16 protein-coding genes are annotated in these 14728 nt (G+C 72.9%); 6 read left to right on the top strand and 10 right to left on the bottom strand.

The window, feature by feature from the left end; all coding sequences use genetic code 11:
• The 5 genes from ACFFR3_RS08920 to ACFFR3_RS08900 are packed head-to-tail and all read right to left on the bottom strand — an operon-like array spanning nt 1 to nt 4923.
• Nucleotides 1-933 (bottom strand): VOC family protein, encoded by a 933-nt coding sequence (locus ACFFR3_RS08920; protein WP_379482909.1) that lies wholly within the window; start codon nt 931-933, stop codon nt 1-3.
• Nucleotides 930-1931: an amidohydrolase family protein gene (locus tag ACFFR3_RS08915; protein ID WP_379482908.1), complete on the bottom strand. Its 1002-nt coding sequence runs from the start codon at nt 1929-1931 to the stop codon at nt 930-932. Before ACFFR3_RS08915 ends, ACFFR3_RS08920 begins: the two co-directional genes overlap by 4 nt.
• The gene (locus ACFFR3_RS08910; RefSeq protein WP_345407745.1) at nt 1928-3040 is read right to left on the bottom strand and encodes an FAD-dependent monooxygenase; all 1113 of its coding nucleotides are present in this window, start codon (nt 3038-3040) and stop codon (nt 1928-1930) included. The genes ACFFR3_RS08915 and ACFFR3_RS08910 overlap by 4 nt, the downstream gene beginning before the upstream one ends.
• 7 nt (nt 3041-3047) lie before the next feature.
• Nucleotides 3048-3986, bottom strand: coding sequence for a cyclase family protein (locus ACFFR3_RS08905; RefSeq protein ID WP_345407744.1), 939 nt, complete (start codon nt 3984-3986; stop codon nt 3048-3050).
• Nucleotides 3976-4923, bottom strand: a complete 948-nt coding sequence (locus ACFFR3_RS08900; RefSeq protein WP_345407743.1) for a fumarylacetoacetate hydrolase family protein — start codon at nt 4921-4923, stop codon at nt 3976-3978. The genes ACFFR3_RS08905 and ACFFR3_RS08900 overlap by 11 nt, the downstream gene beginning before the upstream one ends.
• A gap of 96 nt (nt 4924-5019) precedes the next feature.
• Here ACFFR3_RS08900 and ACFFR3_RS08895 point away from each other — a divergent pair, with 96 nt between their 5' ends.
• Together ACFFR3_RS08895 and ACFFR3_RS08890 are read left to right on the top strand one after the other, a co-directional pair.
• Nucleotides 5020-5928, top strand: a complete 909-nt coding sequence (locus tag ACFFR3_RS08895) for a LysR family transcriptional regulator (protein ID WP_345409899.1) — start codon at nt 5020-5022, stop codon at nt 5926-5928.
• Between the two features lie 13 nt (nt 5929-5941).
• Complete coding sequence (locus tag ACFFR3_RS08890; RefSeq protein ID WP_345407741.1) at nt 5942-6439, top strand: hypothetical protein; 498 nt, start codon at nt 5942-5944, stop codon at nt 6437-6439.
• Nucleotides 6440-6525: 86 nt separating this feature from the next.
• Here ACFFR3_RS08890 and ACFFR3_RS08885 read toward each other — a convergent pair whose 3' ends face one another.
• Nucleotides 6526-7488 carry a helix-turn-helix transcriptional regulator gene (locus ACFFR3_RS08885; RefSeq protein ID WP_345407739.1) on the bottom strand — a complete coding sequence of 321 codons (963 nt, stop codon included), beginning with the start codon at nt 7486-7488 and terminating at the stop codon, nt 6526-6528.
• Nucleotides 7489-7573: 85 nt separating this feature from the next.
• On the opposite strand from ACFFR3_RS08885, the gene ACFFR3_RS08880 reads away from it, so the two are divergent.
• Nucleotides 7574-8293: an SDR family oxidoreductase gene (locus ACFFR3_RS08880; RefSeq protein ID WP_364379444.1), complete on the top strand. Its 720-nt coding sequence runs from the start codon at nt 7574-7576 to the stop codon at nt 8291-8293.
• Between the two features lie 118 nt (nt 8294-8411).
• Here the strand turns inward: ACFFR3_RS08880 and ACFFR3_RS08875 are convergent, their stop codons facing one another.
• A complete protein-coding gene (locus ACFFR3_RS08875; protein ID WP_379482907.1) occupies nt 8412-8930 on the bottom strand; it encodes a hypothetical protein in 519 nt (172 codons plus the stop codon).
• A 119-nt stretch (nt 8931-9049) separates the two neighbouring features.
• On the opposite strand from ACFFR3_RS08875, the gene ACFFR3_RS08870 reads away from it, so the two are divergent.
• Complete coding sequence (locus tag ACFFR3_RS08870) at nt 9050-10165, top strand: hypothetical protein (protein WP_379482906.1); 1116 nt, start codon at nt 9050-9052, stop codon at nt 10163-10165.
• A 100-nt stretch (nt 10166-10265) separates the two neighbouring features.
• Nucleotides 10266-11813, top strand: coding sequence for a DUF885 domain-containing protein (locus ACFFR3_RS08865; protein ID WP_364379453.1), 1548 nt, complete (start codon nt 10266-10268; stop codon nt 11811-11813).
• A gap of 211 nt (nt 11814-12024) precedes the next feature.
• On the opposite strand, the gene ACFFR3_RS08860 is transcribed toward ACFFR3_RS08865, so the two are convergent.
• The 3 genes from ACFFR3_RS08860 to ACFFR3_RS08850 form a co-directional block, all read right to left on the bottom strand.
• Entirely contained in the window at nt 12025-12627 is a 603-nt protein-coding gene (locus ACFFR3_RS08860) for a superoxide dismutase (RefSeq protein ID WP_364379456.1), read from the bottom strand.
• A gap of 62 nt (nt 12628-12689) precedes the next feature.
• Complete coding sequence (locus ACFFR3_RS08855; RefSeq protein WP_345407727.1) at nt 12690-12818, bottom strand: hypothetical protein; 129 nt, start codon at nt 12816-12818, stop codon at nt 12690-12692.
• A gap of 184 nt (nt 12819-13002) precedes the next feature.
• Nucleotides 13003-13464, bottom strand: coding sequence for a hypothetical protein (locus ACFFR3_RS08850; RefSeq protein ID WP_364379459.1), 462 nt, complete (start codon nt 13462-13464; stop codon nt 13003-13005).
• On the opposite strand from ACFFR3_RS08850, the gene ACFFR3_RS08845 reads away from it, so the two are divergent.
• Nucleotides 13454-14008 (top strand): hypothetical protein, encoded by a 555-nt coding sequence (locus ACFFR3_RS08845; protein WP_364379462.1) that lies wholly within the window; start codon nt 13454-13456, stop codon nt 14006-14008. The genes ACFFR3_RS08850 and ACFFR3_RS08845 overlap by 11 nt on opposite strands.
• Nucleotides 14009-14728 lie beyond the last annotated feature (720 nt).

Below are 14728 nucleotides of genomic sequence, written 5' to 3'. Positions count from 1 at the left end.
TCACACCGGCGGGGCGACGAACACGCCGCGGTCGACGTCGTTGAACGACTCCTTGGCGATCAGCTCGTTCATGGGGTTGGCGGTGCCCCACTGGTCGCTGACCTCGGGCTGGGAGAAGTCGTACACGTGCGGGTGCCAGGCGTCCTCGTCGAGCTCCTCCAGCTCCGTGGTGTATTCGACGGTGTTGCCGTGCGGGTCCAGGAAGTAGGAGAACGTGTTGTCGCCCGCCAGGTGACGGCCGGGCCCCCAGAGCATCCGGACGCCGGCGCGCAGCAGCCTGCCGGTGCCGTACATGTACTCGTCGAGGCCGCGCAGCTCGAAGCTGATGTGGTGCAGGCTGGCGTGCGGGCCGCGGGCGATGGCCATGCTGTGGTGCTGCGGGTTGCAGCGCATGAAGTGCATGACCTGGCCCATGCGGGGATGGGCGAGGGTGTCGGACAGGGCGAAGCCGAGGTGGGTCTCGTACCAGGTGCGGGTGGCGTCGATGTCGGGGGCGTTGAGCACGACGTGCGAGAGCCGTACGGGCACCGCCTCCTTCGCCTCCAGCCTGCGGTGGGCGCGGACGGCGACGTCGGCGGAGACCTCCACCGTGCGGCCGTCGAGGTCGAAGAAGCGGAAGCCGTAACCGCCGCCGGGGGTGTCCAGCTTGCCGGGCTCGGAGATCAGCCGGACGCCGGCGGCGCGCAGCCGCCCGGCCAGCGCGTCCACGTCCTGCGGCGCGGCGGCGCCGAAGGAGATCAGGTCGAGCCGCTTCTCCTCGGCCTTGCGCAGCCGGACGATGTACTGCTCGGGCGAGCCCTCGGCGGCCAGGAAGCTGATGCCGCTGTCGTTCGCGACCTCGGTCAGGCCCCAGACGCCGGCGTAGAAGTCGCGCTGCCTGTCGTAGTCGGGCACGGCCAGATCGACGTGCCGCAGGTGCGTGATGAGTCTCATGAAGGGTCCTTCAGGTCGAACAGCCGGACGGCGTTGCCGCCACGGACGGGGGTGTCCGCGAGCCCGGCCGCGCGCAGGGCCGCGAGCGGGTCGGGATCGCCCATGTCGAAGGGGAAGTCGGAGCCGAGCAGCACCCGCTCGGGCCCGGCCACCCTGACCAGCTCGCGCAGCGCGGCCGGGTCGTGGGTGAGCGAGTCGAAGTGCAGGTCGCGCAGGTAGCTGCTGGGCGGCCGGGCGCAGCCGCGGGCGTCGGGCCGCACCCGGTGGCCGTGGTCGGAACGGCCCAGGTAGTACGGCAGGTAGCCGCCTCCGTGCGCGGCCAGCAGCTTCAGCCCAGGATGCCGGTCGAGCACGCCGGAGAAGATCAGGTGGGACAGCGCGACGGCGTTCTCCACCGGCTGGCCGACGATGTTCGACAGGTACCAGCGGTCCAGCCGCTCGTCCAGCGTGCAGCCGAACGGGTGCAGGAACACCACCGTGCCGGTCTCGGCGGCGCGGGCCCAGAACGGCTCGTACGCGGGGTCGGACAGCTCGCGGCCGGGCGCGTGCGAGGAGATCTCCACGCCCTTCAGGCCCCTGGCGAGCGCCTGGTCAAGGGCCTCGACCAGCAGGCCGGGGTGGTGCAGCGGCACCAGGCCCAGGCCGTGCAGCCGCTCGGGGGCCCGCGCGATGTGCGCGGCGACCCCGTCGGCGGCCAGCCGGCACACCTCGGCGGCCGCCTCCTCGCCGGTCCAGTAGTGGTAGTGGGAGGGCGACGGGCTGACGATCTGCACGTCCACGCCGGCCGCGTCCATGGCGGCCAGCCGGGCGTCCACGTCGGTGAGCAGGGGGATCCTGGCCGCGACCATCGGGCCGCTGACCTCCAGCGCGGCCGGGCCGTTGCGGCGGGCGTCCAGCTCGCGCTGCCGCTCGTGGCCGGGCAGCCCGGCCACGGCCCGGTCGATCTCGGGCAGCAGGACGTGCGCGTGCACGTCCACGGTGAGCGGGCGGCCGGTCATGGGTGCTCGCTCACGATCGCCGAGATCCGGCCCATCAGCCCCGGTACGTCGGCGTCGCGCACGCCGTCGAGCTGCCAGCGCGCCAGCTGCAACGACGCCTCCACCACGGCCTGGACCCGCGCGTACCGGCGGTCCATGAACGCGTCGAACAGCTCCTGGTCCAGCCGGTCGGCGGCGAGCAGCAGCTCGGCGAGCACGGCGGCGTCCTCCAGGCACAGGGCGGCGCCCTGGGCGAGGGTGGGCGGGCAGGCGTGCGCGGCGTCCCCGACGAGCACGACCCTGCCGCGGTTCCACGGCCGCTCGACCAGCAGCGACTCGAACCACGTGTAGTTGATGCGAGCCGGGTCGGTGATGCCGGCGCGGATCTCGGCCCAGACGCCGCCATAGCCTTCGGCCAGCGCCCGCATGTGGGCGCACTTGTCGCCCACGGCCTCGCGGGGACGAGCCTGCTCGACGAGGTAGGCGTACATGGTGTCGGGGCCGGTCGGGCAGTAGCCGGCGATGAAGCAGGGGCCGCCGTAGATCAGGTCGGTGCGCTCGACCTCCTTGGGGCGGCGGGTGTGCAGCCGCCAGATGCCCATGCCGGTCGGCTCGGGCGCGACGTCGATGCCGAGCATGCCGCGTACGGCCGAGCGGATGCCGTCGGCGCCCACGATCAGGTCGTAGCGGCCGGTGGCGCCGTCCGACAGGTGTGCCTCGCCGCTTTCGGCGACGCCGGTGACGGTCGTGCCGTACCGGACGCGGGCCCCGGCCTCGCGGACGGCGGCGGCGAGGATGGCGGCCAGCTCGGGCCGGTTCATGCCGAGCGTGGCGGGCAGGTCGGAGCCGCCGGTGCGGGTCTCGGGCGGCTCGGCGAGCAGCGTGCCGTCGGGGGCGCGCAGCCCGACGGAGGTGAAGGCGAAGCCGGCCGCGCTCGCCCGCTCCCAGACGCCGAGGTCGCGCAGCACGCGCAGCGCGTTGCCCTGGAGGGTGATGCCGGAGCCGTGCGTGGCGGGTCCCGGCTCGATCTCGACGACGTCTACGGCGACGCCGGCGCGGGCGAGCAGGATCGCCAGGGCGGAGCCGGCGGTGCCGGCGCCGACGATGAGGACGCTGTCTACTGCTGGCATGGGGGCCTCACTTGAGCGCGAGGGGGTTGACGGGGGAGCCGACCGCGCCGGTGATCGGCAGCGGCGCGGCGGTGAGGAGGAACTCGTAGACGCCGTCCGCCGCGCAGTCGGCGGCCAGCGCGTCGAAGTCCCACATCTCGCCGACGAGCAGGCCGAGGTGCGGGATGACGACCTGGTGCAGGGGCTGGAACGCGTTCTCGAACTCGTTGGGCCGCACCTCGAAGCCCCACGTGTCGGTGGCGACGGCGGCGATCTCCGTACGGTGCAGCCAGCCCGCCGTCCAGAACGACAGGCCCGGCGCGGGGCCGCCCGCGTAGTCGCCCCAGCCGTCCCGTTTGGCCCTGGCCAGCTGCCCGGTGCGCACGCACACCAGGTCGCCGCGGCCCACCTCGACGCCGTGCGCCCGCGCGGTGGCGGTCAGGTGCTCCTCGGTGATGGCGAAACCGTCCGGCAGCTCGCCGTACACGGCGGCCACGTCCAGCAGCACGCCGCGCCCCGCGACCGGGGCGGCCAGGTGCTCGATGCCGGTGACCAGGTCGCCCTCGCTGGTGACGACCTTGTCGGCGGGCCTGCCGTTCCACGCCCGGCCGTGGTCGAAGATGTGGCCGAGCCCGTCCCACTGCGTGGAGCACTGCAGCGGCATGGAGATCACGTCGTCCGCGCCGCCGATGCCGTGCGGGAAGGCCGGCTCGCCGTACACGGCGTCCAGGCCGGTCGAGGTCATCGTGTGCACCGGGTTCGTGCGCCGCTTCCAGCCCTTCTGCGGACCGTCGGCGTCGAAGCGCTGCGCCAGAGAGAAGGCGGCGCCCCTCCTGACCAGGCCCGCCGCGCGGCGGCGGGCGGCCTCGTCGATGAAGTTCACGGTGCCGAGCACGTCGTCCTCGCCCCAGCGGCCCCAGTTCGAGTACGCGGCGGCGGCCTGCGCCACGGCCTGCTCAGCGTTCATCGCGGCACCTGTTCCGCTGCGAGCCGAGGCCGCTGATCGTGCCCTCCATGACGTCGCCGTCGCGCAGCAGCCGGCCGTGGTGCAGGCCGTTGCCCGCCGGGCTGCCGGTCAGCAGCAGGTCGCCGGGGAGCAGTTCGACGGTCTGCGACACGTACGACACCAGCCGCGCCACGTCGAAGATCATGTCCTTGGTGGACTCGTCCTGCATCGTCGCGCCGTTGAGCCGCAACGTCACCCGCAGGTCCTGGGGGTCGGCGACGAACGCGGCCGGCACCAGGTACGGCCCGAGCGGCGTGAACGTCGGCGCGTTCTTGGCCCGCAGCCAGTCGGTGCCGATCTCCTTCATGTCCCGCCGGAACACCGCCTCCCGCGCGGTGACGTCGTTGGCGATCGTGTACGCGGCCACGTGCCCAAGCGCCGACTCCACCGGTACCCGGAAGGCCGGGCAGCCGATCACCGCGACCAGCTCCAGCTCCCAGTCCGGCTCGGTGCACCAGGACGGGAGGACGACGTCGTCGTACGGGCCGGTGATCGAGGACGGCAGCCCGGCGAACACGTACGGCAGGTCCTCGGCCGCGCGCCGGTCCATCATCGCCGCCACCTCGGCCCGCACCTGCTCGGCCGGCCGCCCGCCGGCGGGTTCGTGCGCCACGGCCAGCTCGGCGACGTGGGTGCGGTAGTTGGCGCCCGACTGGAAGATCTGGCGCGGCTCGACCGGCGGCAGCACCCGCAGCCCGTCCAGCGGCCGCCACGCGCCCGTGGCGTCGTGCAGCAGGGGCAGCACGTCGTCCCAGCGCTCCAGCAGGGCCCGGGTGTCCGGCGCGAGGCCGCTCAGGTCGAGGACCCGATCACCGGCGACCAGGCCGGGGAAGGCAGGTCCGTCGGCGGCGAACGTGCCGAGCGCGAAGGGCCCGGCGAGAGAGGGGGATGATTCCACGAGGTTTCCTCCGGATTTCGTGCCTTAACCTTGAGCCACCCGCCCTGATAGGGGAAATCGATTCTCTGGATGCGCACTATCCATGCGGTGGATGACATGAACCTGGCCAGCCTCGACCTCAACCTCCTGGTCGCGCTGCACGCCCTCCTGGAGGAGCGCAACGTCACCAGGGCCGGCCAGCGCGTCGGGCTCAGCCAGCCCGCCATGAGCGCCGCCCTGGCCCGGCTGCGCCACCACTTCGCCGACGAGCTGCTCGTCCGCCAGGGCAATCGCTACGAGCTCACCCCGCTCGGCAACGCGCTGCGCGCCCCGGCCGCCAACGCGTACGCCATGCTCGACCGCCTGTTCACCAGCCGCGCCGACTTCCGTCCCGGAGACGAGGAGCGCGACTTCACGCTGCTGTCCTCCGACTACGCCATCGCCGTCTTCGGCGCCGCCCTGGCGCGTGCCCTGCACGCCGAGGCGCCCGGCCTCCGGCTGCACTTCCGGCACGTGCCGCCCGGTTTCGTGGAGGCCCCCGAGGCCGTGCTCGGCGCCGTGGACGGCGCGATGATGCCGCACGGCGTGATCAGCGGACTGCCCGCCGTCGAGCTGTACGAGGACGCCTGGGTCTGCCTGGTCGCCGACGACCATCCCGAGATCGGCGACCGGATCACCCTCGACGACCTCGCCCGCCTGCCCTGGGTGGTCTACCAGCGCACCTTCGACGCTCCCGTCACCCGGCAGCTCAGCATGCTCGGGCTGGAGCCGCACGTGGAGGTGTCCGTGCAGCACTTCCAGCTGCTGCCGAGCCTCGTGGCGGGCACCCGCCGGGTCGCGCTCGTCCAGCGGCGGCTCGCCGAGCTGCTGCGCGACGTCGCGCCCGTACGCATGCCGGCCCTCCCGTTCGAGGCGGTGCCGCTGCGGGAGGCGCTGTGGTGGCATCCGGTGCACACCCACGACGCCGCCCACACCTGGCTCCGCACGACCGCCACCCGCGTCGCCGCGAGCCTGCCCGCCCTGTGAAGGAGCCGCTCACGTGTCACGCTCAGCGCCGTTGGCCTGGACCGCGGCCCTCGCCGCCGCTGCCTATCCCACGTGGGAGTGCTGGAGGATCCCGCTGGAGGTGTTCTCCGGGAAACTGCACTACGGCGGTCATGTCGAGGGGTTCGTGGCTTGTCGCGAGCCGCCCCACTCCTTCTCGCCGTCCGCGCCGTCGCGCGACGCCCTCGCCACGCTCGCCGAGGTGGCGACGACCTGGGCCGTGCCGGTGCTGGTCGTGCTGGCCGCCCTCGTCGGGCGGACGTCCGCGTCCCGCGCGGCCTGGGCGCTGGTGGTGATCGCGGCCGCCAGGCCGCTCGCGGCCGACTACCGGGATGATGACATCTGCTCCCGCTTGCCCATGTTCACCGCAGACTGGTTCGAGTCCTTCTCCGGTGGCTGGGGACTGTACGAGTCGTGCCTGCTGGGGGCCGCCCTGCTGGTGCTGACCGCGCAGCCGTTCAGGAGGGCGGTCGTGCGAGGCCGCCGGCGGTGAGCATGAGGTGGGTTCCCGCGGCGATGACGGCCTGGCCGGTGGGCGACAGGAACATCCGCGGCGGGTCGGGCAGCGTCGATGCTGATCTACTTTGTAAAGGCGCCGGCACAGGTCGTCGCCACCTGATGCAGCGCTTCCAGCAGCTCCGGCGGCTCGGTGACGGTGAACGGCAGGCCTAGTGCCGCCAGGTAGACGGCCAGCGTCAACGGGGTGCCGGCGCCGATGTGCAGCAGGCAGCGCTCGTCGTCGAGATGCTCGACGCGAGCGACCGGCGGCACCCGTTCGCCGACGACGGCGGCGGGCGCGTGGACGGTGGCCACCGTACGGCAGGGGCCCAGCGTCGAGGCGACGCCCTTGGTGACGAAGTCGATGGCGTCACCCGGCGGCATCTCCCGTCCGGAGAAGACGGGGCCGAGTGGCACGCGCGGGGTCAGCCGGTCGATGCGGAACGTCCGCCAGTCGTCCCGCCCCACATCCCATGCCACCAGGTACCAGCGCCGCCCGGTCGAGACCAGCCGGTACGGCTCCGCGTCCCGCACGCTCACGTTCCCGTCGTGGTCGCGGTAGTCGAAGCGCACCCGCCGCCGGTCCCGGCACGCGGCGGCCAGCGTCGCCAGCACGTCGGCGTCCACGTCCGCGCGGGCGCCGCCCGGCACCGGCACCGTGTACGCGGCGAGCGCCGCCAGCCGGGGCCGCAGCCGGGCGGGCAGCACCTGCTCCAGCTTGGCCAGGGCGCGCAGCGACGCCTCCTCGATGCCGCCCACGGCCTGCACCGCCGCCGTACGCAACCCGACGGCGACCGCCACCGCCTCCTCGTCGTCCAGCAGCAGCGGCGGTAGCCGGGCTCCGGGCCCCAGCCGGTAGCCGCCCGCCGTACCGGACACGGCCGACACCGGGTAGCCGAGCGCGCGCAGCCGTTCGACGTCGGAGCGGATCGTCCGGGTGCTGACACCGAGCCGTTCGGCCAGCTCGGGGCCCGGCCAGTCGGTGCGGGACTGCAGCAGCGACAGCAGCCGCAGCAGGCGGGCCGCAGGGTCCTTCGTGCTCATGCCCGCACTCTCTCGCACCTCGCGGAAGCCCTGCTTCCGCAAGGGCTGCCATGGTGTGGGCTCCCTCTTACATGAAGGAGTTCCGATGACGAATGCGGTGGTGACCGGAGGGTCGCGCGGGATCGGGCGGGCCGTGGTGGAGCGGCTCGCGGGCGACGGCGCGACCGTCGTGTTCAGCTACGTCGCGGACGAGGCGGCGGCGCGGCAGGTGGAGCAGGCGTGCGGCGGGCGGGCCGTCGCCGTGCGGGCGGACGCGGCCGACCCCGCCCAGGTGGAGCGATTGTTCGAGGAGGCGGGCACCGTGTTCGGCGGGCCGCTCACGGCGCTGGTCAGCAACGCGGGCGTGATGGATCACACGCCCGTGGACGCCGTCACGCCGGAGGCGTTCGAGCGGGTGATGGCGGTCAACGTGCGCGGGGCTTTTCTCGCCGTACGTGCGGCGGCCGCCAGGATGGCCGACGGCGGGCGCATCGTCACGATCTCCTCGACCGGCACCGCCTGGCCCAGCGCCGGCGAGTCGCTGTACGCGGCGAGCAAGGCGGCCGTCGAGCAGCTCACCCGCGTCGCCTCCCGCGAGCTGGGCCGGCGCGGCATCACCGTCAACGCGGTCTCGCCGGGCCCGACCGACACCGACCTGCTGAGGGCCGACGTGCCGCCGGAGGGGATGGCGGGGGTCGCCCACATGACGGCCCTGGGCAGGATCGGCACGCCCGCCGACATCGCATCGGTGGTCGCGCTCCTGCTGAGCCCGGACGCGGCCTGGCTCACCGGCCAGAACCTCCGGGCGGACGGCGGCCTCGTGTGACCGCCGGCTCCGTGGTTGCGGCGACGATCGCAGAGGCTTCCTCGGCATGACCCGCCGCACGCCCTGCGCGCAGGGCATGCGGCACGCCCGTCGGCCTACGGCGACCCGGGCGGGTTGGTCAGTGGTGCCGGGCGCCGGTTTCGATCTTGCCGCCCACCTTCTTGCGCAGCCCCTCAAGCAGCGCGGGCTCGGCCACGACCGTCCAGCGGTCGCCCACCAGGTACGTCCCTCCATAAGCCTGGGCGTAGTCGAGCCAGTCACGCTTGCCCTTGTCGGCGGCGAAGGTGACGATCGTGTACCGGCCGCGCTTGGTCTGGCAGGCCGTCTGCTTCAGCTCGTCGGCGTCGATCTGCAGGCGTGCCTTGGGGCAGCCGGCGCCGGCTTTGAGCTTCTTCATGCTCCGGCGTGGCAGCTTCACGGTCGCGGAGGGCTGCGTGCCGCCGCCGGCCACGTGCCCCTGATGGTGCGCCTGGTGGTGCGCGGCGACGGGGGCCGCCGCTTTGGCGGTTGGAGTCGGCGCGTTCCCGCAGGACACCAGGCACGCGCCCAGCACGGCCGCACCCGCCGAAACGGCCAGCAGGCCCGTCACCCGCCTCCGTGCACGTGCGGGGGACGGCGGCCGCGGTGTGAGCGTCATGGCGATGTTCCTCCGATTCAGGGAAGCTCCCACCCGAGGTACGCACGCCCGTCCGCACGCGGTTCACCCGCAGGAAAAGCGTTCGTGTCCATCACGGACGTCCCGTTACCATCGCGCGGATGAACGCTGTGCTCTGGTTGTCGGGCCCTTCGGGCGTCGGGAAGTCGTCGGCCGGGTGGGAGATCTGCGCGCAACTCGGCCGGGAGGGCGTCAGGACGGCGTTCGTGGACGCCGACCAGATCAGCCTCATCCACCCCGAGCCGGGCGAGAACACCCACCGCCTTCGCGCCCGCAACCTGGCCGCCCTCTGGGACGGCTTCCGGGCGGAGGGCGCGGAGTGCCTGGTGCTGGCCGGCTTCGTGGACACACCGGACGAGGTACGCGAATACCCCTCCGTCCTGCCCGACGTCGCGTTCACGGTGTGCCGGCTGCGGGCCCCGGCGGAGGAGCTGCGCCGGCGCTTCCTGGGCCGCGGGTGGCAGCCGGACCTGGTGGAGCACGCGGTGGCCGAGGCCGCGGCCCAGGACCGCACGTCCTACGCCGACCTGACCCTCGACACCACCGGCCTGACGGTCCAGGAGACGGCCCGCCTGATCAGGGAACGCACGGGCTGGCCGGGGGCCACCGCACCCGGCCCAGGACGTCCCGTGCGGGCGGAGCCGGCGCCGGTGCCGCTGCTCTGGTTCACGGGGGCGACGGCGGTGGGGAAGTCCACGGTCGCGTACGAGGTCTTCCGCCACGTCGTACGGACCGGCACGCGCACCGCGTACGTCGACCTGAAACAGATCGCCATGCTGCGGCCCGCCTCCGGCGACGGACACCGGCTCAAGGCCCGCAACCTCGCCGCGCTCTGGGCCGGCTACCGCGCGGCCGGGGCGACGTACCTGATCGTCTGCGGCGAGGCGGACACCGACGAGACCGTCCGCGACTACCTCGGCCTGCTGCCAGGCGCGCAGCCTACGGTGTGCCGGCTGCACGCCTCCCCGGCCACGCTGCGCGGACGCGTCCTGGACCGCGGGAGGGGCGGCGGCCCGACGATCCCCGGCGACGAGCTGCGCGGGCTGGACGAGCACGCCCTGCACGAAGCCGCCGCCCGCGCGGCGGCCGAGGCGGCCCGCCTCGATCAGGCGGGTGCCGGAGACGTGCGCATCGACACCGACGACCGTCCGGTGCCGGACGTGGTGGCCGGCGTGCTCGCCCACCTCGGGCTCACCCCGGAGAACTCCCGAGCTTGAATTGCTCTCGCCCTGACCCCGTTACTGTGTCCGGATGACACCGATTTTTGCGCTTTGTGGGGGATATGTCGGGAAGTCGGCGGCCCTCGATCCGATCAGCATGGGAGTCCGTGGGGTCACCGGTGAGTTCGCCGCGGCCACCGATTACAGCCCCGACGGCCATGCCGCCCGCGCCGACCTGATCCGCCGCACCCTGGCCGAGCTCGCCGGGCTGAGCCCTGCTTCGGAGGCCGATCGGCACGCCGCCGCGCACCTTCGGGAACGGCTGGAAGCGCAGCTGGCCTGGCACGACAGCGGGGAGCCCCTGCGCATGCTGCGCGGCCAGTTCGGGCTGATCAACGTCATCCGCGACAGCGTCGACCTACTGCCACGCGGCGACGACGACCGGTGGCGCGACGTCGCCGCCCGCCTGGCGGCCGTGCCGGAGATGCTCGCGAGCTGGCGTACGAGCCTCGATCTCGGCCTGGAGAAAGGGCTGGTGGCGGCTCGGAGGCAGGCTCTGGAGGCCGCCGACCAGGCCGAGCGTTTCGCGGGGGTGCACGACGCGCTGGTGACGTCCTATGGCGACGGGCCCCTGGCCGGAGAGCTGGCCGAGGCGGCGGCCGTGGCGCACGCGGCCTACGCGGCGACCGCCGGCTACCTGCGTACGGACTACGCGCCCCGGGCGGCGGAACGGGACGGGGTGGGGGCGGAACGCTACGCCGTGGCGGCCCGGCAGATCCTCGGCGCCGACCTCGACCCGGCCGAGGCGTACGCGTGGGGCTGGGCCGAACTGGACAGGATCGAGGCGGAGATGGCCGCCGAGATCGAGCGCATCCGCCCGGGTGCGAGCTGGGCGGAGGTGGCCGCGTACCTTGATGGGACCCACTGCGTGACCGGGGTGGACGCCTACCGGGGCTGGCTGCAGGACCAGCACGATCGCGCCATCAGCACGCTGCACGGCACGCACTTCGACATCGCCGAGCCGTTGCGCGAGGTCGAGGTGGTCATCGCGGCGGGCTCCACCGCCGGGTCCCCCTACTACACGCCTCCGACGGAGGATCTGTCGCGGCCTGGCCGCACCTGGTGGCCGGTGGCGGGCCGGGAGCGGTTCGCGATCTGGCGTGAGCTGACGACGGTCTTCCATGAGGGAGTGCCCGGTCACCACCTGCAGATCGGCGGGATGATGGCGGCCGGGGACACGCTGTCGCGCTTCGCGAAGACGTCCCGGGTGAGCGCGCACAGCGAGGGCTGGGCCCTCTACGCCGAACGCCTCGGCGACGAGCTGGGCTGGTTCTCCGACCCGGGAACCCGCCTCGGCATGCTGGCCGCGTCGGCGCTGCGCGCGGCCCGCGTGGTCATCGACATCGGCGTCCACCTGGACCTGCCGCTGCCCGACGGGTCCCGATGGACGTTCGACAAGGCTTGCGAGGTGCTGCGCGAGCGTGGTCACGCCGCCGCGCACCGGATCCGTCCCGAGGTCGCCCGCTACTTCGGCTGGCCCGCTCAGGCGATCTCGTACAAGCTCGGCGAGCGGGCCTGGCTGACGGCCCGCCAGGCGGCGAGCCGGCGCCCGGGCTTCGACCTCCGGCGCTGGCACACCACCGCCGTCGGCCTCGGCCCCATCGGGCTGGACGGCCTGGTCGACGCCCTGAAGGACGTCGGCTGAGGCGCCGCCGGTCAGTGCCGCACCTGGGCTCGTCAGCCCAGGTCGCGAGGGGTACGTGCGGCTCGGCCTCGCCGTCGTCGGCGGCATCGTGGTGCTCGTCGCCGGACGATGGGTGATCGAACCGGCATGAGCGCGGACCGGTTCCTGAAGGCGGCGCCCGCCTGGCCCCGCGGACCAAGCTCGGGCCGGGTGGGCGCCGCCGGCTCAGGGGTCAGGCGCTACGTGCGGCGTCGTAGCGGGCGATCACGTCGGTCCAGTTGATCAGATCCCACAGCTTCTCCACGTAGTCCGGCCGCACGTTACGGTACTGCAGGTAGTACGCGTGCTCCCAGGCGTCGAAGACGAGCAGCGGGGTGGTGTTCATGCCGACGTTGCCGTGGTGGTCGTAGACCTGCTCGACGACGAGCCGCCGGCCGAGCGGCTCCCACGCCAGCACGCCCCACCCCGAGCCCTGCACCGTGCTGGTCGCGGCGGTCAACTGCTTCTTGAACGCCTCGAACGAGCCGAAGTGCTCATCGATGGCCGCGGCCAGCTCGCCGCCGGGGCGGTCGCCGCCGTCGGGGGACAGGTTCTGCCAGAAGATCGTGTGCAGCACGTGCCCGGACAGGTTGAACGCGAACGTCTTCTCCAGCCCGACCAGCCCGCCGAACTCACCCTTGTCCCGCGCCTCAGCCAGCCGCTCCAGGGTGTCGTTGGCGCCCTTGACGTACGCGGCGTGGTGCTTGGCGTGGTGCAGCTCCAGGATCTCGCCGGTGATCGCGGGCTCCAGGGCGGCGTAGTCGTACGGCATGTCGGGCAGCGAGTACTGACCCATGACGCTCCTCATCGTTGTTGCGAACTATTCGCAACAACGATAGACCCGCAATAAGCCTCCCGTCACGGACGCGGATACGACCGCATGTTCGCGGCGATCGCCGCCACGATCGCCGCCACGATCGCCGCCAGAACGCCGGCGATGATCGCGGCCGGGGCGTTGGCCTTCGGTTCGGGCGGCTTGGGCGGCATCGGGTTCGGCGGGCCACCTCACAGCGCGGGGCCGCCTGGTGCCGGTGCGTGACCAGACTGGGGGAAACCGGGCTGCCGGTGATCTGGTTGTATCCGCACTCCTCGCGCGTTCCGTCGACACGCGAGTGTGTCGACCGTCATGAAGCGATCATCGTAACGAAGGCGGATGCGCGCCTGATCCTTGTTACGGCGTGGGGTTGCCCGTGCTCCCAGGTCGGGTGTCGTCGTCATCATCGGCGGGGCTTTCGGATGGGGCGGCGTTCCCGTCCGGATCGCGTGGCACGGGCTTGAACCAGGAGTCCAGAGCTCCAGGCGGATCAGAGGACGCGAAGGGCGGCCTCCAGGCGGCGGTCGCCTCAGGGTCCGCGTCGGGGTCCGCGCCGGGGTCCTGCGGGGGTGAGCCGGGGCGCGGGTCGTCCGCCTTGTTCTGGTCGTCGAGGGCGACGACGTTCTCGAGGGCTTCGAGGAGCTGCCGCGTCCAGGGGTTGTCCTCCTGCACGGGGTACGGGCGCGGGGCCGGTGGTGGGGGCACGGGGTCGGCGACGGGTTCCGGGGTGGCCAGGCGGGTCCGGCGGGACCTCGTTACGACCACCGCGAGCACGGCCAGCACGGCGGCCACGAGGAGCACGGTCGAGGTGATCACCATCGTGGTGGAGACGTCCCGCTGCTGGCTGGCCACCGTGGTGGTGAGGTGCGTGGGGACGGCGCTGGAAGCCGTGGCGGACGCCGACGGCGCCGCGGCGCCGCCCTCGTCCTCCTCGGCCTCCGGCGTGGGCGACGTGGACGTCGACGTGCCCGCCGCCGCTTCCGAAGAGGACGTGGCGGACGCCTCGGCTTCGTCGGACGTCGAAGCGGCCGGCGACTCCGACGCCGCGGCGCTCTCGGTGGGCGCCGGTGCGTCGGAGGCCGTTGCGGTCTCTGCGGGCGATGACGGCTCGGACGCGGTCTCCGTGGGCGACGCCGAGTCGGATGCCGTGGGGGTCGCTGTCGGAGTCTCTGTAGGGGTTTCCGTGGGGGTGGCCGAAGGGGACTCGGTGACCGTGGGCGTGGGGGAGGACGAATCGGACGGGGTGGACGTCGGGGTGTCCGAAGCGGTGGGTTGCGGCGTATTTGTGGTGGGGGCCCCGCTCGGCGTCGAGGTGGGGGTGGCCGTCGGAGTGCTCTCGGATGGCGACGTACTCGGAGTATGAGTCGGCCTCGGAGTATGAGTCGGCTCTGGCCCGGGACGAGTCGGCGCAGACGACGGACCGCCACCTTCGTGGTGGGACCCGCCCTGATGGGAGCCGCCCTGATCGGATCCGCCCTGATCGGATCCGTGCTGATGCGGGCCGTCATGGCCGCTGTCGCCGCGCTCCGGAGGAGCCGGCGAGAAGTCCGGCTCCTCCGGGGAGCCCTTCCATCCGAACCCGTGAGAATCCGAGCCCTTCCCATGCGAGCCCTGGTGCCTTCCCTGGGCATCGTCCGTGCCGGTGCGCGGCCCATCATGGGGCTCGCGCTCCGGCGGACCCACGTGGTCATAGGGGGGCCGGTGGTCCGGCTGACCCGTCAAGAAGGAGACCGAGTCGATGAACTGCTGGAGATCGTGCGTCATGGAAGCGGGGGACCTCCTGGGACGAGACCGGACTTAACCTCGCAGAAAGGACTATTGGGGCTAAAACCGGAAGCATGTGGGGTGCAGCGAGCGTACCGGATGTCCTCGCAGGTCACACGGCGCGATCAAAGCCCCGGCCGGGAGCGAAAACCCAAGCAGGAGAGGCACTGTCGCCGCATCAGCCGACACCGACGAGCAAAAAGATCTACCAAAAACCTCTGGTCGCCCCACCGCCCGAAGAGGGTGGGGCGGAAATCAGCGCACGTCCCAGCCGGCGCACTCCGCCATGGCCCGCGCTATCCGCCGCCGCTTCGGATCA

The organism is Nonomuraea salmonea (assembly GCF_042428605.1).
Taxonomy (GTDB): Bacteria; Actinomycetota; Actinomycetes; order Streptosporangiales; family Streptosporangiaceae; genus Nonomuraea; species Nonomuraea salmonea.
Note: the sequence above shows the minus strand (reverse complement) of the source record. Positions and strands in the feature narration are given on the sequence as shown.